The sequence below is a fragment of the Polymorphum gilvum SL003B-26A1 genome (assembly GCF_000192745.1).
Classification (GTDB): Bacteria; Pseudomonadota; Alphaproteobacteria; order Rhizobiales; family Stappiaceae; genus Polymorphum; species Polymorphum gilvum.
The window spans coordinates 1,352,462-1,371,023 of sequence record NC_015259.1 but is presented as its reverse complement, the minus strand read 5'-3'; the positions used below and the strand labels follow the sequence as shown (position 1 = coordinate 1,371,023).

Below are 18,562 nucleotides of genomic sequence, written 5' to 3'. Positions count from 1 at the left end.
TGCCCTCCCCTATGCCACGCTCGGCGCGTCGGAGCGCTCGATGTTGACTAGGAACGCCTTGTATTCCGGCGTGTTGGTGTTCGCGTCGCCGACATAGGGCGTCAGCGCGTTGACGCCGATGGCCACCTTGGTCTCCCCGACGAAGCCGTAGTGCAGCGGCATGCCGACCACGTGCACGGTCTTGCCGTCGACCTTCAGCTCGGGGATGCGCTTGGTCACCACCGCCTTGCCCTTGACGGAGCCGCGGTTGGACGAGACGCGCACCCAGTCGCCGTTGGAGATGCCCTTTTCCGCAGCCAGAGCCGGGTTGATCTCGACGAAGAACTCGGGCTGCACGATCGCGTTCAGCTTCGCGGTCTTCGTCCACCAGTGGAAATGCTCCACCAGGCGATAGGTCGTGGCGACATAGGGGAACGCGTCTGAGGTGCCGAACGCCTCCAGGTCGCCCTGGAACACCCGCGCGGTGGGATTGGCGGAGGTATTCGGGTGCAGGACGTTGGCCACCGGGCTTTCGAACGGCTCATAGTGTTCGGGGAACGGCCCCTCGGCCATGAGCTTGCGCGCGAACAGCCGCGACACGCCTTCCGGGTTCATGATGAACGGGCCGACGTCGCGGTTGGGGTTCACCGTCGCACCGTAGTCGGGCACGTCGGGTCCGACCCACTTGGTGCCGTCCCATTCGAGGTAGCGCTTGCGCTCGCTCCACGGCCGGCCCTGCGGGTCGGCAGAGGCACGGTTATAGAGGACGCGCCGGTTCGCAGGCCAGGCGAAGCCCCAGTTGGGATGCACGCCGAGGCCCGACGGATCGGCATTGTCCCGCCGTGCCGTGATGTTGCCCGCCTCGGTATAGCTGCCGGTGTAGATCCAGCAGGCCGCCATGGTCGAACCGTCGTCCTTCAGATGGCCGAAGCTAGCCAGCTGTTGCCCGGCGGAATACTGCTTCTTGGTCGGGTCCGACGCGTCGGGGATGTCCGTCAGCGCCTTGCCGTTAAGTTCCCGAAGCAGTTCGTCGGGCTGAGGATACATCGGATCTGCGTACTGCCAGTCGATGTTCAGGATCGGCTCGGGTGCCGTGCCGCCCTCGTCCTCGTAGAGCTTGCGGATCCGCTGAAACAGCTCGGCGATGACCTGGGCGTCGTGGCGCGCGTTTCCGGGCGGCTCCGCCGCCTTCCAGCGCCAGTTCAGCGTCCGGCTCGAGTTGGTGAAGCTGCCTTCATCCTCCGCGAAGCAGTTGGTCGGCAGCACGAACACCTCGGTCTGGATCGCCGCCGAATCGACCGGATTGGCCTCGCCGTGGTTCTTCCAGAACTCCGCCGTGTCGGTCATCAGCGGGTCCATCGTGACCAGGAACTTCAGCTTCGACAGCCCGGCCGACATCTTGGCCTTGTTGGGCACCGACATCAGCGGGTTGAAGCCCTGGCAGATGAAGCCGTTGACCTCGCCGTTATGGACCCGCTCGAAGATCTGCAGCGTGTCGTAGACCTTGTCGATCTTCGGCAGCCAGTCGAAGCCGAAATCGTTCTCCGGCGTCGCGTTCGTCCCGTACATGGCCTTGAGCAGGCTGACGTAGAACTTCTTGTAGTTCTGCCAGAAGCTCGTCTGGTCCGGCAGCAGCGGACGGAAGTCGCGCGCCGCCATGTGGCCGTCGAAGTTCCCTTCCGCATCGCGCGGCATGCCCAGATAGCCGGGCGTCAGATGCGCCAGCACGCCGATGTCGGTGAGGCCCTGTACGTTCGAATGCCCGCGCAACGCGTTCACGCCGCCACCCGGTACGCCCTGGTTGCCCAGCAGCAGCTGGATCATGGCCGCCGTGCGGATGTTCTGCGAGCCATGCGTGTGCTGGGTCCAGCCGAGCGCGTACATGATGGTCATCGACCGCTCGCCGTTGCCGGTGGAGCCGATGTACTCGCAGACCTGCAGGAACTTGTCCCTGGGCGCGCCGGTGATGCGTTCCACCGTCTCGGGCGTGTAGCGCGCGACGTGCTTCTTGAGCAGCTGGAACACCGAACGCGGATGCGTCATCGACAGGTCGCGCCTGGCGAATCCGTCCTCGCCGAACTCGTACTCCCAGGACGTGCGGTCATAGGCTCGCCGGTCGGCATTGTAGCCGGAGTACAGCCCTTCCCCCTCGTCGAAGGCATAGTCGCCCCGGACGATGAACGAGGCGTTGGTGTAATGCGCCACGTAGTCCTTGTGGACCTTGTTTTCGGTCAGCAGGTAGTTGATCACGCCGAGCAGATACGCGGTATCGGTGCCCGGACGGATCGGACAGTAGTAATCGGCCACCGCGGCCGATCGCGTGAACCGCGGGTCCACCACCACAAGGCGCGCCTTGTTGTGATGCTTGGCCTCGGTTACCCACTTGAAGCCGCAGGGATGCGCTTCGGCGGCATTGCCGCCCATGATCAGGACGACATCGGCATTCTTGATGTCGGTCCAGCTGTTGGTCATCGCACCACGCCCGAACGTCGGAGCCAGACTGGCCACCGTGGGGGCGTGTCAGATGCGCGCCTGGTTGTCGACCTGGACGAGCCCCAGACCACGCACCGTCTTCCAGGTGAGCCAGCCGGTTTCGTTCGACGTCGCGCAGCCGGCAAGGAAGCCGGTCGACAGCCAGCGGTTGACCGTCGTCCCGTCGCCGTTGCGCTCGATGAAGTTCGCGTCGCGATCGTCCTTCATCAAACGCGCGATGCGCTCCATGGCGAAGTCCCAGCTGACCGTTTCCCACCGGTCAGAACCGGGCTTGCGGTACAGCGGTTCGGTGACGCGCTGCCTGGACTTGATGAAGTCGAGCACGCCTGATCCCTTGGGGCACAGCGTGCCCCGGTTCACCGGGTTGTCGGCGTCGCCTTCGACATGGAAGATCTCGGCCTTCTCGCCCTTGGAGACGTCGCCGCGGCTGTAGATGAGCATGCCGCAGCTGACGGAGCAGTAGGGGCATGTGTTGCGTGTTTCGGTGGCCGAGGTGAGCTTGAACTGGCGCACAGTCGAGGCCAAGGCCTGCTCCGAGCCGCCGAATCCGAACGCACCAATCGCCGTTCCCGCCAAGGAGCCGCCGGCCCCTCGCAGGAACATGCGTCTTGTGACTTGAACGTTCATTTCTCTCCCTCTCTGCTGGCAAGCTGCCTGCCTGGCAGTCAACTATTTCGAATGACTGGAGGACCTCCGCAAAACCCAGAACATGCGACATCATTATCCAATCCGCCAGGCTATGCAACAGATTCACGGAAGCCATAAACACGATCGCCACTTGCTGCACTGCAGTATACGAATCACGATTGCTTTGAATGTTGAGCTTGATCATCATCTTTCCCGACGGCACGCCGCCGGCAGTTGCGCCGTGTCGACGCCACACCGGATCAGGAATACCGGGCTATGCGCATCCGTCACCGCCGGGTGCCACCCTGCCCGCCCGTCACACGCATGAAACATCGCCACCGCTGGCCGGACGATCGGTGATGCGGCGCAGCAAGCGGCCTGGCGCCGTGGGTTTCCTGCAAGCGTCGCCGCACGCCCCGGCCCGGGCCGGCCCGGGCCGGCCATCCCCGCCTGCCGACGGTCGCCACCCTCATGCCGTCCTGTCGCCGATCACCGTCTGTGCCGGCAGACTGCGGACATTGGCCGCGCCGATGCAGCCCCGCACCCGGCGTGACAGCGCGTCCACCGCCGCCGTCAGGGCGCCTGCGGCAACGAGCAGAACCACGGCCCGGTCCAGCCTGAGTTCGGCCACCGCGCTGTCGATAAAGAACCCGAGGGTCATCCCCCCGAGCAACCCCATCACCGCGGTCTCGCGCAGGATGATCTCCCACCGGTAGAGGCACAGCGCGAGAAAGGGTCCGAACAGGCGCGGCGCGAATTCCCATGCCCAGAGCGTCACACCGCGCGGCGCGTCGGCGCGCAGCCCGGGCTCGAGTGCAGCCGCCTGGCGGCCGACCAGATGCGCGATGATCGCGCCGTTGTGCAGCGACAGCGCCAGGATCGCCGGCAGCATCGACGGTCCGAAGAGCTGCAGGAACAGATAGGCCAGCATGTATTCGGGAAAGGAGCGCAGGACCACCAGCACCAGATGGCCTGCCAGCGCCCCTGCCCGGCCGGCGACCCGCGGCACGATCAGCCCGAAGCCGGCAAAGGCGAAAGCCCCCGTCAGCACAAGCGCGATCTGCGCGCAGACGAGCGTCGCCCACAGTCCCGGCAGCGCCTCGGCCCGCAGCAGTGATGCCAGCCAGCCGGCCAGCGCGCTCCAGTCGCCACCGGCGCGCAACGGTGCGGGCACGATGTCCTGGCTCAGGAACCGCCACAGAGCGCCCTCGCCCATCGGCGGGCTGTGCACGCTGGCGAGCACGGCGATCGCGACCACGATCCAGACCGGCACCAGCGCCCGGCGCATCCACAGCCGGATCGAGGCGATCAGCACGATGTAGCAGATCATGATGGCCGAGGCCGCGCCATAGTCGCCCTGCCGGAAGAAACTGTCGAGCTGGAAGCCGAGCGTCGGCAGTCCGACGAAGCCCAGCACCGCCGAGGAGCGCAGTCCGCATTCCAGCCGGTACAGCGTGTAGATCCGCATCGGCGCGAGAGCCAGCGGCGCGCGGGCGTAGAGGAAGCGCGACAGCCCGTCGACCCCCGGCGGCAGCACCTTCGACGGCCTCTGGTCCGCCTCCTCCAGGTACTCGGCGAAGACCTTGGCGAAGATGCCTGCATAGGGCAGCGCGATGGCCAGGACGCCGGTCGCCGCGCCGATGCCCAGCGCCTGCATCAGCAGCAGAGCCCAGAACAGTTCGTGCACCGAACGCAGGGCGATGCACGGCCAGCGCACCGCCCGCAGCCCGTAGAAGGGCGCCAGCGCCAGCCCGGCCAGGGCGCCCGCGGCCACGCCCGCCACGGCGAAGGCCACAGTCAGCAGGAGGGCGCGCCCGATCTGCTCCACGGCGCCGAAATCCGGCGCCAGGAAGCCTGCCGCCATGCGCCCGAGCGCCGACCACGGATCGTGCCCGGCAAGGCCCAGATCGGCGAAGGGCAGCGCCGCTAGCCCCAGCAGCAGGAAGGCGCCGGTCACCTGCAGCCGCGTCAGCCGCTCAGGCATAGAGCGCCTCGATCTCGGCCGGCGCGACCTGCTCGGGCGCGGCGTCGAAGGCCACCGCGCCACCGCGCAGGCCGACCAGCCGGGTGGCGAAGCCCAACGCCTGACCGACGTCGTGCAGCGCGACGACCGAGCGGTCGAAACGCGCCGCGATCCGCGCCAGCAGCGCCGCCCCCTGCGTTTCGTCGACCGCCGAAACCGGCTCGTCGGCGACCAGCACCTCGCCGCCGCGCCAGAACGCTCGCGCCAGCGCCGTGCGCTGCTTCTGGCCGCCCGACAGCGCCTCGACCGCCCGGTCGATCTCCGGAGCCAGGCCGAGGTCCTGCAGAATGGCCAGCACGCCGGCGCGGTCGGCCTGGCGCGGGCGGATCAGGTTGGTCAGGTTGTAGAGCGCCCCGTGGTCGTCGAGCCGCCCCATCAGCGCGTTGCGCAGCACGCTCAACTGCGGCACCAGGGCATGGTCCTGCGGCACCAGCGCGACGCGCTTGCCCTGCGCCGCCAGCCGCCCGTAGACCGCATTCAGCAGCGTCGATTTCCCCGCCCCGCTGCGCCCCAGCAGCACCACCCGCTCGCCGGGGGCGAGCGCGAAGCTCACCCCCGTGAGCACGGCGGTCGCGCCGTAGCCCAGCGTCTCGCGGCTGAGCAGCATCCGCGTCATTCGAGCAGGCCGAGCTCGCGGGCGGTCTTCTCGATCGGATCGAAGTCGGCGTTGGTGGCGGGAATGAACGCCTCGCGCGGGAAGCTGGCCAGCAGCTCGGGATCGGTCATGCCCACCAGCGCCGCCTGGACGCGGTCGGCGAAGCCGGCGCCGAAACGCGCGTCGACATCGCCGCGGATCGTCCAGTTGTAGTCCGGGTAGGGCGGCGTCTGCCAGACGACCTTGGCCGTCGCGACCTCCGGCGCGCCGGCTGCGACGGCCTTGTCGTAGACGGCGTAGTTCAACGCCCCGACCTGCCACGCGCCGGAGGCGACCAGGCGCAACGTCTGCGAATGGTCGCCGGAATAGCCGACGCGCGCGAAGAACGCCTCCGGCGCCTCTCCGGTCTCTTCCCGGATGTGGAACTCCGGCATCAATCGCCCCGAGGTCGAGGTTTTCGCCCCGAAGGTGAAGCTCATGCCGCGCGCCGCGGTCGGGAAGCTTTCGCCGCGGACAAGGCCGGTGCTCTCATGGGCGATGAAATAGCTGATGAAAGTCGGATCCTCGGACCCTTGCGCGATGGCCCGCGCGCCCGGCACCATCAGCCGCGCCTGCACGCCCGAGAGGCCGCCGAACCACGCCAGCTGCACCTGATCGTTGCGGAACGCCGTCACCGCCGCCGGATAGCTCTTCACCGGCACGAAGGCGACCTCGACGCCGAGCTGGGATTCCAGATACGCGGCCACCTTGGAAAAGCGCGTGACCAGCGCGGTTTCGTCCTCGTCCGGTATCGCCGAGAAATAGAGCGTCTGCGCTGCGGCAGCGCCCGACAGGAAAAGTGCGGCGCAGAACGCGCCCATGAGTTGGCACACGCGCATGTCGTCCTCCCACGGAACAGGTCTGTTGTCTGGATGATCGGGCGACGAAGGGTGTCCGGGGCCTTGCCCCCGACCGGAACCGGGTCCGGACCGGCCGGACACGGCACCCCGCGCAGGACCGGACACGGTCGAAGCGCGAGGTCGGAGCGCACACGGCGCATCGGATCGTCGATTGTTTGAGAATATCGGATGCCGCGCGTCTGTCGAGTACGGAATGAACGGCACAGCCCGCCACCCGCACCGGCCGGACCACGCACGAAGATTGGCCGGGCTTAAGATTGGGCGCGATCTGCCCCTGCGCAGGATCGCGCCCTCGCAAGCGCGGTTTCTGCGTGGCGGCTTGATGCTGGCGAAAAATGGTGGGCCCGGAGGGACTCGAACCCCCAACCAATCCGTTATGAGCGGACGGCTCTGACCAATTGAGCTACAGGCCCTGAGCGCCGACGGGACCGCGCAGGCGGTTTCGGACGCCGCCTGTTCGTACACCACCGGGGAAGGCGTCGGCAAGGGCAATCGGCCGCCGGAAGCCGTTGACGCCCCTTGGCCGCGTCCGAACGGCACCCTGCCAGTTTGACACCGGTCCGGCACTGATCCGGCACTCGTCCGGCACCGCTGTGAAGCCGCTTGTGGCGCGTATCGCGGCACCGAAAATCCGCAGCCGGTCTGGCCAGGCAGGCCGGTTCGCGCTAACGGTCGAGGATCCTGCGCGAACCGGACGGATCCCATGCGCTACTCGCTTCTGGGCGTGACCTTGACCGTAGCCCTCGTCACGCTGGTCGGCTGGCTGCTGGCCGTCGGCCGCTCGCTGCTGCTGCCCTTCGTCACCGCGCTCATCGTCTGGTATCTGATCAACGCGCTGGCGCGCGCGATCCGTCTGGTGCCGATCGGACCGTTCCAGGTGCCCAACGCGCTCGCCCTGCTGCTGGCGCTGATCGCCATCTTCACCGCCGCCACCTTCGTCTTCGACCTGGTCGCGGCCAACCTGGCGCAGCTGGCGCGCGACGCGCCGACCTACCAGGCCCGCCTCGAGGCGGTGTTCGCCACCCTGTCGACGCGCCTGTCGCTGCAGGATCCCATCGAGCTGCGCGACTTCCTGCCCGACGCCTTCGTCACCCGCTTCGTCGCCGCCGGCGCCACCTTCGTCACCACGATGGCCGGGTCGGCCTCGCTGGTATTCATCTACGTGGTGTTCCTGCTGATCGAGCAGTCGACCTTCGACCGCAAGTACCGGGCACTGTTCACCTCGCCGGAGCGCGCGCAGGCCGCCTTCGCCCTGCGCGAGGAGATCAACCGCCGCGTGCTGCACTACATCGGCATCAAGACCGCGGTCAGCATCTCAACCGGTCTGCTCACCACGCTGCTGCTGACCGCGATCGGCCTGCCCTATGCCGCCCTGTTCGGCTTCATCGCCTTCCTTCTCAACTACATCCCGACCATTGGCTCGCTGATTGCCGTGCTGTTCCCGAGCGTGCTCGCCCTCGTCTACTATGACGAGTTCGGCCCGTTCATCGCCATCACGCTCGGCCTCGGCGCCATTCAGTTTGCCATCGGCAACCTGATCGAGCCGCGGTTGATGGGCTCCAGCCTCAACCTGTCGGGCATCGTCATCATGCTGTCGCTGGCGCTGTGGGGGGCGATCTGGGGCATCACAGGCATGGTCCTGTGTGTGCCGATCACGGTGGTCATCGTCATCGTCTGCGCGCAGTTTCCGGCCTCGCGACCGATCGCCATCCTGCTGTCGGCGGGCGGCGACGTCGGCCCGCCGCCCCACCCCTATCCACAAGTCCCCGACCTGCCCGGCCAGCAGGCGCAGGCTTCGCCGGACGCCTTGCGGCCGCCGCAATCGGGCGCAAGGGTCGTCACCGAACCAGTCGAACAGGAGAAGTCCCGATGAGCCCCTCCCGTCCCGAGCGTCGTTTCCCGCGCCGCAGCCTGGCGCTCGCCCTCGCGCTGGCCTCCGCCCTGCTGCTCGACCTGACGGCGCAGCGGCCCGCCGTGGCCGAGGAGCGCGCGACCGCGACCCTCACCCTGCAGGGCCGCGGCTCGGTGACCGCCGTTCCCGACATGGCCCGCGTCACCAGCGGCGTCGTCAGCGAGGCGCCGACCGCGGCAGAAGCGCTCAGCGCCAATTCGGCCGCCCTCAACGCGGTCTTCTCGGCCCTGCGCTCCGCCGGCGTCGAGGAGCGCGACATGCAGACCAGCGATTTCTCGGTCCAGCCGGTCTACACGGGCTACGACCCCGACAGCAAGGAGCCGCCGCGGATCGTCGCCTACCGGGTCTCCAATGCGGTCACGGTGAGGGTACGCGACCTGGCCGGTCTCGGCCCTCTGCTGGACGCCATGGTCGCCGCCGGCGCCAATGCCGTGAACGGCATCTCCTTCCTGGTCAGCGATGCCGACACGCGGCTCGACGAGGCGCGCCGCGCCGCCGTCGCCGACGCCCTGCACAAGGCCGAACTCTATACCGGCGCGGCGGGCGTGAAGCTTGGCCGGGTGCTCACCATCGCCGAGGGCGGCGCCACCCCGCCGCGACCCAAGTACCGCATGGAGGCCATGGCTATGGCCGACGCCCCGACGCCGATCGCCGCCGGCGAGGAGACATTGGAGGTCACTGTCACCATCGTCTGGGAACTGGCGGACTGACGCGAGGTGCTTGGCGCGCTGCTGCGGGCGGTCGCGGTCACAGGTCGCGCAGCCACACCTGCATGGGCTTTTCCGTATCCTCTTGCGCACCGATGTCCCGCCAGGGGAAATGCACGATGGCGCCCTCGAGCGGCCGATAGCCGCGCTTGCGCCAGAACGCGTCGAGCGGCACGTAGCCGGCAGGGCGCAGCGGATGCTCGTCGGGGCGGATGACGGCGCAGAAGGTCGCCTGCCGGTAGCCGAGGCGGCGGGCATGGGCTTCGCGCTCGTCGAAGAAGCGGTGACCGATGCCCTTGCCGCGCCAGGCCGGATCGAGCACCGATTCGGCAAGGTAGAAGATGGCGCCGAGATCCAGGCCGCGCTCCTCGAACGGCCTGCGGAACTGGATCACCTCGCGCTCCAGGGGCTCTCCGGTGGCCGCGCCGACCAGCCGGCCGCCGTCGAAGGCGCCGACGATCACCGCGCCGGGCGTGCCGGCATAGCGCGACAGGTAGCGCGCCTCGTACTCCATCGAGCCGTCGTAGAGATAGGGCCAGTCCCGGAACACCGCGATGCGCAGCCGCGCCAGGTCTTCCAGGACGGTGTCGAGTTCTGCGCCGGTCAGGATCCTGATCTCGACCGCCATGGGCGTCTCCCTGTTGTCGTTATGGGCTTTTTCGGCACGATGGACCGACTGGTTGCAAAATCAAGCATTGAGTTGCAGGAATGTTCCGATTATATGCAGCGCTCCGGAATGTTCCGGGTTTCATCTGCTGGTTGGGGAGAGCGCCATGTCTCACGACGCCCTCTTCCAATTGGGGATGGACTTGGAGGCCCACCCTGCACCGCGTGCCGAGCGCGCGGCCGGGCCGAGAAGCACCACCCAGACGGAAGACACCATCGTTGCCCCGGTCCCCGCACGTGACGCGGACGACCGGCTGGACCACTTTATCGAGAAGCAGGGCATCCGCTGCGCGGGCGCACACCTGATCATCGACCTTTACGAGGCCGAACGTCTCGACGATCTCCCCTACATCGAGGAGACGCTCAAGACCTGTGTCGAGGAGGCCGGTGCCACGCTGCTGCACATTCATCTGCACCCGTTCGAGCCGACCGGCGTGAGCGGGGTGGCGGTGCTGGCGGAAAGCCACATCTCCGTGCACACCTGGCCGGAGGCCGGCTATGCGGCCTTCGATGTGTTCATGTGCGGCGACGCCAAGCCGGAGAAATGCGTCGACGTGCTGGAGCGTGCCTTCAGGCCGTCGCGCACCGCCGTGTCGGAACTGCTGCGCGGCAGGGAGGTCGCATGACCGACGGCCTGTTCTTCCGCGAGACCCTCTATCCGGGCGTGCAGGTCAGCTATGCCTGCGACAGCATCCTGTACCAGGACCGGACGGAGCATCAGGACCTTGTCCTTTTCGACAACCCGGTGTTCGGCAAGGTCCTGATGCTCGACGGCGTCACCCAGGTCACCTCGGCGGACGAGTTCATCTATCACGAGATGATGGCCCACGTGCCGATCCTGGCCCATGGCGCCGCCGAGGAGGTGCTGATCGTCGGCGGCGGCGACTGCGGCCTGGCCGAAGAGGTGCTCAAGCATGGCAGCGTCCGTCGACTGACCCAGGTCGAAATCGACTCGTCGGTCGTGGAATTCTCGAAGCAGCACTTCGCCGACTTCAACGCGCCGGTTTTCGACGACGACCGTTTCGATCTGGTCATCACCGATGGTGCCGACTTCGTCGCGCGGACGGAGCGTCGCTTCGACGTCGTGATCGTCGATTCCACCGATCCGCACGGTCCCGGCGCCGTGCTGTTCTCCGAAGACTTCTATCGCGGCGTGCACCGCTGCCTGAAGCCCGGCGGCGTTCTGGTGACGCAGAACGGCGTGCCCTTCCTGCAGCGTCAGGAACTGGTTGACGGCATGGCGCGCCTGTCGCGCGTCTTCGCCGACGCCACGTCCTATGTCGCGGCGATTCCGACCTATTTCGGCGGTCACATGACCCTCGGCTGGGCGAGCGACGACGCCGGCCTGCGCCAGACGCCGGTGGCAACGCTGCAGACACGCTTCGACGCGGCGGGCTTCGCGACCCGCTACTATACGCCCGAGGTCCACGCCGCAGCCTTCGCCCTGCCGCGCTACATTCTCGATGCGGTGGAACTGGGACGAAATCGGGCCTGAGCGGGACGGTGCGGCAAGCAGCCGCGCCGTCCGTTACAGTTTGCGACACCTCGGGCAAACCTCCGCGACACAAGGGCCCTAATGTGGGCGAACCGCACGAAGCGCATCGCGCGTGCGCGCGGATTTTCGTCAGCCTCGGGGTCAGCCATGTCTAGAAGCCAGCCTACCACCTACAGCAGCACGCAGATCGCGATCCACTGGATCGTCGCCGCGCTGGTCCTCTTCCAGATCGTGTTCGGAGAGAGCATAAAGGACCTCGGCCGCGCGCTGCGCCGCGGCGAGGCACCCGATGCCATGGTGTCGCTGATGGGCAACCTGCATATCTGGTTCGGGGTCGCCATCCTGGTGCTGACACTGGTGCGGGTCTTTCTCAAGGTGACCCGCGGCGCCCCGCCGGCCCCTCCCGGCTCGGCGCTCAGCCTTTTCGCGATGAAGGCGGTCTACGCCCTGTTCTACCTGCTCATGCTCGCCGCCCCGGTCACCGGCCTTGCCGCCTGGTATCTCAGCGTCGACGTCGCCGGCGACATCCACGAGGCCATGAAGCCGGCTTTCGTCCTGCTCATCGCGATCCATGTGCTGGCCGCGCTCTGGCACCGTTTCGTGCTGAAGGACGACGTCATGGGCCGGATGCTGTCCTCACGCCCCTGACGGGTGCCGGACTGCACTGTCCCGGTGACGGCCTGCCCGGGCCGCGGTGGCGACCGTGCAGCCGCGGCCGGCTCAAGCGGAGACCTGGGCGATCCAGTCCTGCAGGTTGTAATAGGTGGTGATGCGCGCGATCCGGCCGTCGCGGATGGCAAAGAACGTGCCGGCCGGCAGGCGGTAGGTCTGGCCCCTGGCCTCAGGCAGGCCCTCGTCGGTGGCCAGATAGGTGCCGTTGACAACGAACTCGGCCGCCGCGCGGCTGCCGTCCTCGGAGGCGAAGACGACGATGTCGGTCAACTCCTCCCTGTAGCACCGCGTCATATGCGCGTTGAAGGCGGCGAACAGATCCTTCCCCGTCCGCCGTCCGCCCTGGTTGACGTCGTGCGCGACGTCGTCGGCGACCAGCGCCAGCATGGCCTCGATGTCGCCGGCGTTGAAGGCAGCATAGTAGGACTGGATCAGGGCACGGGCAGCAGCGGCATCGGACATGGTCAGGACTCGTCGGTTGTGCGAAAAACGGAAAGGACTCGAAGCCGGAACGCCGTCCCGGCGGGCGGATACTGTCCGCCGGAGGCTGGGCGCGCAAGGCGCCCAAAGGTCGGAAAAGGCGGAAAAGGCGGCCCGCCCGGCTCCTCCTCGGCCTTAGAAGCTCGGGAAGCCGCGCTGCTGCCATTGGCTGCGCGGGATCGCGGCGCCGACCCGAAGTCCGAATTTCACCACCTTCGTCACGCCCGGATCCACCTCGCAGCGGAAGGCGAGGTCGTACCATTCGCCCGCCGAGCGGAACGCAGCCTGGCGAGGCTCCAGCACCGTGCCCGCCTGCGGCCGGAACGAGGGCAGGATCTCGGGTCGGCGCGGCGGCGCGGCGGCGTTCAGTTGGGCGCGCAGTTCGGTCATGCACAGGAGGTTTAACCGATCGCCCGCAGGCATGCCGGCCATCGCCGTCCTCGCCCGAGGATCGTCCAGGATCGCGTCGGAATAGAGCCGCCGCGCCTCGCGCATCCCTTCCGGTTGCACGGCGTCTGACCGCCTGCCCGCTTCGGGCTTCGGCGCCGGCGTCGCCGTCGTCATGATCGGTCCGACCGTACCGAAATCCCCGGCTATCCCCTCGCCCCCGGTTTCCGCGCCCGCATCCGGCTCGGAGGGTCCCGGTTCGGCGGCCTCCGGTTCGAGGATTTCCGGCTCGACGGCCTCCGACAGATCGGCCTCGGGCGTTTGCGACGTGTCGGCGGCTTCGTCCTCAACGGATTCGGCCGGGTCGGCCTCCGTAGTCTCCCCATCCTCGGCCTCGAGGTCGAGCCGCTCCGGCGCCTCCGCCTGGTCCGCCGCATCTCCATCCGGGGCGATCCGCGACCCGCCGTCGGCGTCGCCGAATTCGACAACCGGCTGCAGGACGGGCAAGGGGGTCGGCTGGTCGCCGGGCGGCTCCTGCGTCTGCGCCATCACGTCGGGCGCCGGCATCGGCGCCGCAGTGGGGGACGGCTCCTCCGGTTCGGGCGTTTCAGGCTCGGGCGTTTCAGGCTCCTGGGGGGCCGGATCCGGCAACTCCGGCGTCTCCGCATCGGACGTCTCCGGGACCAGCACGACCTCGATCGGCGCCTGTTCGGAGGCCGGCGCGAAGGGCTCCACTTCGACGAGCAGCGCCACCCCCGCAAGCGCATGCAGGAGCAGCGAGACCGCGAGTCCCGTGCCGAAAATCCGCCGATCTGGGAAGCGAGTCTCGTCCATTGCCCCATGCATAGCGACGATTGTGGCCAAACGGGAGCCTCTCGAACGACGCGTCCGTCATTGGTCGGGCTGGCGGCCTCAAGCAAAAACCCGGCGTCTCCGCCGGGTTCAGACGCTGACAAACCTCCAAGCTCGTCATCCCGCACGCAGCGAAGCGCAGATGCGGGATCGGAGAGCCGGGGGCTCTCGTTCTACATTATTGGAATCGTTGACACCGTGGTTCTCCGGTTCCGGCTCGCGCTCCGCTTGGCCGGAATGACACTGGAGAGGCTGCGAGTGTGTCAACAAGCTGAACCCGGCGTCTCCGCCGGGTTCCTTTTCGTTCGACTGTCGCAGCCAACTCAGCTGTCCAGGAAGCTCCTGAGCTTCCTGGAGCGGCTCGGATGCTTCAGCTTCCTGAGCGCCTTGGCCTCGATCTGGCGGATGCGCTCGCGGGTGACCGAGAACTGCTGGCCGACCTCCTCCAGGGTGTGGTCGGTGTTCATGCCAATGCCGAAGCGCATTCTGAGCACGCGCTCCTCGCGCGGCGTCAGCGAGGCGAGCACGCGGGTCGTGGTCTCGCGCAGGTTCGACTGGATCGCCGCGTCGATCGGCAGGACCGCGTTCTTGTCCTCGATGAAATCGCCGAGGTGGCTGTCCTCCTCGTCGCCGATCGGCGTTTCGAGGCTGATCGGCTCCTTGGCGATCTTCAGCACCTTCCGCACTTTTTCCAGCGGCATCTGCAGCTTTTCGGCCAGTTCCTCCGGGGTCGGCTCGCGGCCGATCTCGTGCAGCATCTGGCGCGAGGTCCGCACGATCTTGTTGATCGTCTCGATCATGTGGACCGGAATGCGGATCGTGCGCGCCTGGTCGGCGATCGAGCGGGTGATCGCCTGCCGGATCCACCAGGTGGCATAGGTCGAGAACTTGTAGCCGCGCCGATACTCGAACTTGTCGACCGCCTTCATCAGGCCGATGTTGCCTTCCTGGATCAGGTCGAGGAACTGCAGGCCGCGGTTGGTGTATTTCTTGGCGATCGAGATGACGAGCCGAAGGTTCGCTTCGACCATCTCCTTCTTGGCGATGCGCGCCTCGCGCTCGCCCTTCTGCACCATGGCGACGATCTTGCGGAACTCGGTGATCTCCAGGCCGGTCTCGGTCGCCAGCGTCTGGATCTCCTGGCGCAGCTCGCGGATCGTGTCCTTTTCCTTGGCGACGAAGTTCTTCCAGCCGCGGGTGGCGAGATTGGCCACCTTCCTCAGCCAGTTGGGATCGAGTTCCGCGCCCTGGTACTGCTTGAGGAAATCGGTGCGATCGACGCCGTGGCTGTCGGCCAGCCGAAGCAGCCGGCCCTCGTAGCCCATCAGCCGCTTGTTGATGTCGTAGAGCTGTTCGACCAGGGCGTCGATCCGGTTCTGGTTGAGCGACAGGCTCTTCACGTCGACGACGATCTCGTCCTTGAGCTTCTTGTAGCGGCGCTCCTGGGACGGCGACAGCGTCCGGTTGGCGAGCTTGTTCTCGACCAGCTGGTCCTGCAGGCGGCGCAGCTTCTTGTAACTGTCGGCGACCCGGTCGAAGGTTTCCAGCACCTGCGGCTTGAGCTCGGCCTCCATAGCGGACAGCGAGACGTTGGTCTCGAACTCGTCCTCCTCGTCCTCCTCGCCCTCGCCTTCCGCACCGCGCTCGCTGTCGTCGCCGCTGGCAGCGGGCGCGCGCTTTTCCGTCTCGCCCTCCTCATCCTCCTCGCCGTCCCCGCCGGCCGGGCCCGCCTTGGCGTCCGGGCCGGCATAGGTGGCCTCGAGGTCGATGATGTCGCGCAGCAGGACCTTGCCTTCGTTCAGTTCGTCACGCCAGATGATGATCGCCTGGAATGTGAGCGGGCTCTCGCACAGGCCGGCGATCATGGCCTCGCGGCCGGCCTCGATGCGCTTGGCGATGGCGATCTCGCCCTCGCGCGACAAGAGCTCGACCGAGCCCATCTCGCGCAGATACATGCGCACCGGATCGTCGGTGCGGTCGGTCGGCTCGCGGGTGGTGGTGGTCTTGGCGACCGCAGTGCCCCCTGAAGGAACGAGGTCGCTGCCGTCATCACCGTCGTCGATCGCGGCCTCGTCGACCTCGTCTGAATCGATCACGTTGATGCCCATGTCGGAGAGCATCGACATGGTGTCCTCGATCTGCTCTGAAGACACCTGCTCGGAGGGCAGCACCTCGTTCAGTTCGTCATAAGTGACGTAGCCGCGTTTCTTCGCGGCCTTGATCATCCGCTTGACCGCGGCGTCCGACAGATCCAGCAGCGGACCGTCCTGCCCCTCGGCTGCCGGTTCCTGCGTCTCTTCCGCCTGTGTCGCCTTAGCTACCATATTCTGCTCCAGAACCGCCGCGTGGCAGCGGCGTCGCGCCCGACTATCCGCCTGGTTCGAGGAAGTGCCCGCGCGCCGCCTAAAACGTCGCAGCCGACCTTCCCCGTCTCGATTCGGGTTGTAAGCAGTGTCCCCTTAAGTCCTGCTTAACCGTACCCTTCCGCCGCCACGCCAGTCCCGGCAGGCAGCAGCCATAAACCATCGCCTCGCACGCCGATCTTTGCCATCGGATGCAAGGTCCGTTTCAGGATGTTGCAGCTCGCCTTGATGTTTCGCCCCGGGCCCATGCCGTCTTGGACGCCTTGTGCTGCCTGAATGACCCTATTTAGCTCGACGTCTGCGATTCGCAAGTGTGATTCGCCGACCGTCAATGCGATTCGCGCGAATTCCCACCCGAATGTTAACGCAAAGGCCGGTCAGGATGCGGAGACGAGGCTGTCTGGGGCGGTCGCCCCCACCCCTTGCGGGGAGCGCAGCTTTTTCGCCCATTCGGCAAGGGCCGCCTCCTCGCGCGCGCATTCCTCGCGCCGGCGGGCGAGATCCTGCGAGAGTCCGCGGATCCGATTCCACGCCTCCTCGTCGACGTCGTCCTCGCCACCGAGTTCCTGCTGCAGTTCCCGCTCAAGCGCCCGCAATTCGAGCCCGTCCAGGAAATGGAGGAACACCGCCTCGACGAAGTCCTCCGGCGGATCGTTGCGCAGCAGCGGAAACCGCTGCAGCAGATCGCTGAACCCCGCGCGGGCGGGGGGCGAGCCGTTCGACTCCGGCTTCGCCGCCATCACCTCCGACAGGATCTGATAGAACCTCTCGTCCAGGCTCTCGAAGAAATCGGCGACGGACGTCGCGTCGAGGTCGGTCGCGACCCGGCACAGTTCGTCGCGAAAGCGTGCATGGAGCTCGTCGGCAAAGCCGAGCGCGGCAATGCGCTCGATGTGCCGGTCCAGCAGGTCCGGATAGCGAACGCACAACCCGCAGACCAGCCGTTCTGTCCCGAACATCGGTCCCTCAGGGGCGGAGACACGTGCCAGTGCCGCCGGGCGGGCGGCCGCACCGGCGGCGGCGCCCGAGCGGCGCGCCCGCTCGAAGAACAGGTTGGACAGGCGGAAGCGGATGTCGAGCTGGTAGCGGCGGCGCACCCGCTCGTCGCGGATCGTCGCGATAAGATCCTCGAACCGCTTTTCCAGCGCCGCCTTGCGTTCGGGCGTATCGAGGCTTGCGACCGAAACCTCCCGCTCCCAGACCGCCTCGGACAGCGGCTGGGCCCTGCGCACCTCCTCCAGGAAGCCGGCAAGACCCCTGGCACGGATCAGGTCGTCGGGATCCTGGCCATCGGGCAGGAAGCAGAACTGGAACGAGCAGCCGCTTCTCAGCACCGGGAAGATGCGGTCGATGGCGCGATGCGCCGCAGCCACGCCGGCGGCGTCACCGTCGAAGCACACGACCGGCTCGGGCGCGAGCTTCCACAGCCGTATGATCTGGTCCTCGGTGAACGCCGTGCCGAGCGTCGCGACCACATGCTTCAGGCCCGCCTGCCACAGGGCGATGGCATCGAGATAGCCTTCCACGACAACTGCCTGCCCCGCCTTGAAGGCCGGCTCGCGCGCCCGGTGGACGTTGAAGAGCATGACGCCCTTGTGGAACAGCGGCGTTTCCGGGGAATTGAGGTATTTCGGCTGCCCATTCGGATCGAGCGTGCGCCCGCCGAAGGCGACGACGCGACCGCGCTCGTCATGGATCGGAATCATCAGCCGGCCGCGGAACCGGTCGTAGGACGGGCGCCCGTCGTCCGGCTTGATGACCAGGCCCGCCTCGACCATCGCCGCCTCGTCGACACCCTGCGCCGTGAGGTGGCGCTTAAGCGCGTCGCGGGACTCAGGCGCGAAGCCGACCCGGAACTCCTGCAGTGTGGCGGGCGAAAGATTGCGCCGCGCGGCATAGGCGCGGGCCACCTCGCCGCGCGGGCCGGCGAAGTCCATCTGGAAGAAGCGGGCAGCCATTTCGCACACCTCGGCGAGACTGGCCCGTTTCCTCTCCCGGCGCGCGGCCTGCGGATCGGGCGCCGGCAGGGCGACCCCGGCCTGGCCGGCCAGCCGCTCGACCGCCTCGGGAAAGCTCAGGCCTTCGGTGTCGGTGAGGAACCGGAAATGATCGCCCGAAGCGCCGCAACCGAAACATTTGTAACGACCGCGCCGGTCGTCGACATGAAAGCTCGGCGACTTCTCCTGATGGAACGGGCAGCAGGCCCAGAAGTCGCCCTTGCCCGGCTGCGTCTTGCGCCGATCCCAGGTCACGCGCCGCCCGACGATGTCCGACAGGTTCAGCCGCGCCCTGATCTCATCCAGCAGTCGGTTGTCGAAACGCATCGCGGTCGTTCACCACCATCGTGCCGATTCCGTGTTCGGCACCGGTCGTCGCTCATCATATCAAGATAGGAACCGCGCCGACGGACCT

General features: G+C 67.3%; 15 protein-coding genes and 1 tRNA gene. 5 read left to right on the top strand and 11 right to left on the bottom strand.

The window, feature by feature from the left end:
- Positions 1 to 9: 9 nt before the first annotated feature.
- The 6 genes from fdnG to SL003B_RS06450 all read right to left on the bottom strand — a co-directional run bounded on the left by fdnG (position 10) and on the right by SL003B_RS06450 (position 7,029).
- Positions 10 to 2,487 (bottom strand): formate dehydrogenase-N subunit alpha, encoded by a 2,478-nt coding sequence (fdnG, locus tag SL003B_RS06475; RefSeq protein ID WP_206771963.1) that lies wholly within the window; start codon positions 2,485 to 2,487, stop codon positions 10 to 12.
- Positions 2,488 to 2,499: 12 nt separating this feature from the next.
- A complete protein-coding gene (locus SL003B_RS24165; RefSeq protein WP_013652024.1) occupies positions 2,500 to 2,997 on the bottom strand; it encodes a molybdopterin oxidoreductase in 498 nt (165 codons plus the stop codon).
- Positions 2,998 to 3,568: 571 nt separating this feature from the next.
- Positions 3,569 to 5,083, bottom strand: coding sequence for a PhnE/PtxC family ABC transporter permease (locus tag SL003B_RS06465; RefSeq protein ID WP_013652023.1), 1,515 nt, complete (start codon positions 5,081 to 5,083; stop codon positions 3,569 to 3,571).
- Entirely contained in the window at positions 5,076 to 5,738 is a 663-nt protein-coding gene (locus SL003B_RS06460) for an ATP-binding cassette domain-containing protein (protein WP_013652022.1), read from the bottom strand. Before SL003B_RS06460 ends, SL003B_RS06465 begins: the two co-directional genes overlap by 8 nt.
- A complete protein-coding gene (locus SL003B_RS06455; protein ID WP_013652021.1) occupies positions 5,735 to 6,595 on the bottom strand; it encodes a putative selenate ABC transporter substrate-binding protein in 861 nt (286 codons plus the stop codon). The genes SL003B_RS06460 and SL003B_RS06455 overlap by 4 nt, the downstream gene beginning before the upstream one ends.
- Positions 6,596 to 6,952: 357 nt before the next feature.
- Positions 6,953 to 7,029: transfer RNA gene (locus SL003B_RS06450), tRNA-Ile, on the bottom strand.
- 290 nt (positions 7,030 to 7,319) lie between these two features.
- Here SL003B_RS06450 and SL003B_RS06445 point away from each other — a divergent pair.
- Positions 7,320 to 8,489 carry an AI-2E family transporter gene (locus SL003B_RS06445; RefSeq protein ID WP_013652020.1) on the top strand — a complete coding sequence of 390 codons (1,170 nt, stop codon included), beginning with the start codon at positions 7,320 to 7,322 and terminating at the stop codon, positions 8,487 to 8,489.
- A complete protein-coding gene (locus SL003B_RS06440; RefSeq protein ID WP_013652019.1) occupies positions 8,486 to 9,238 on the top strand; it encodes an SIMPL domain-containing protein in 753 nt (250 codons plus the stop codon). Before SL003B_RS06445 ends, SL003B_RS06440 begins: the two co-directional genes overlap by 4 nt.
- Positions 9,239 to 9,275: 37 nt before the next feature.
- On the opposite strand, the gene SL003B_RS06435 is transcribed toward SL003B_RS06440, so the two are convergent.
- Complete coding sequence (locus SL003B_RS06435) at positions 9,276 to 9,863, bottom strand: GNAT family N-acetyltransferase (RefSeq protein ID WP_013652018.1); 588 nt, start codon at positions 9,861 to 9,863, stop codon at positions 9,276 to 9,278.
- A 145-nt stretch (positions 9,864 to 10,008) separates the two neighbouring features.
- Between SL003B_RS06435 and speD the strand changes: the two genes are divergently transcribed.
- The 3 genes from speD to SL003B_RS06420 all read left to right on the top strand — a co-directional run bounded on the left by speD (position 10,009) and on the right by SL003B_RS06420 (position 12,044).
- Complete coding sequence (gene speD, locus SL003B_RS06430) at positions 10,009 to 10,527, top strand: adenosylmethionine decarboxylase (RefSeq protein WP_013652017.1); 519 nt, start codon at positions 10,009 to 10,011, stop codon at positions 10,525 to 10,527.
- Positions 10,524 to 11,396 carry a polyamine aminopropyltransferase gene (gene speE, locus SL003B_RS06425; protein ID WP_013652016.1) on the top strand — a complete coding sequence of 291 codons (873 nt, stop codon included), beginning with the start codon at positions 10,524 to 10,526 and terminating at the stop codon, positions 11,394 to 11,396. Before speD ends, speE begins: the two co-directional genes overlap by 4 nt.
- A 147-nt stretch (positions 11,397 to 11,543) precedes the next feature.
- On the top strand, positions 11,544 to 12,044 hold the full coding sequence (locus SL003B_RS06420) for a cytochrome b (protein ID WP_013652015.1): 501 nt from the start codon (positions 11,544 to 11,546) through the stop codon (positions 12,042 to 12,044).
- A 72-nt stretch (positions 12,045 to 12,116) separates the two neighbouring features.
- Here the strand turns inward: SL003B_RS06420 and SL003B_RS06415 are convergent, their stop codons facing one another.
- From SL003B_RS06415 to dnaG, 4 genes are all read right to left on the bottom strand, one after another.
- Complete coding sequence (locus SL003B_RS06415) at positions 12,117 to 12,530, bottom strand: ketosteroid isomerase-related protein (protein ID WP_013652014.1); 414 nt, start codon at positions 12,528 to 12,530, stop codon at positions 12,117 to 12,119.
- 153 nt (positions 12,531 to 12,683) lie between these two features.
- On the bottom strand, positions 12,684 to 13,769 hold the full coding sequence (locus SL003B_RS06410; RefSeq protein WP_013652013.1) for a DUF930 domain-containing protein: 1,086 nt from the start codon (positions 13,767 to 13,769) through the stop codon (positions 12,684 to 12,686).
- Between the two features lie 341 nt (positions 13,770 to 14,110).
- On the bottom strand, positions 14,111 to 16,111 hold the full coding sequence (gene rpoD / locus SL003B_RS06405) for an RNA polymerase sigma factor RpoD (RefSeq protein ID WP_013652012.1): 2,001 nt from the start codon (positions 16,109 to 16,111) through the stop codon (positions 14,111 to 14,113).
- A 416-nt stretch (positions 16,112 to 16,527) separates the two neighbouring features.
- Positions 16,528 to 18,474: a DNA primase gene (gene dnaG / locus SL003B_RS06400; RefSeq protein ID WP_013652011.1), complete on the bottom strand. Its 1,947-nt coding sequence runs from the start codon at positions 18,472 to 18,474 to the stop codon at positions 16,528 to 16,530.
- Between the last annotated feature and the right edge of the window lie 88 nt (positions 18,475 to 18,562).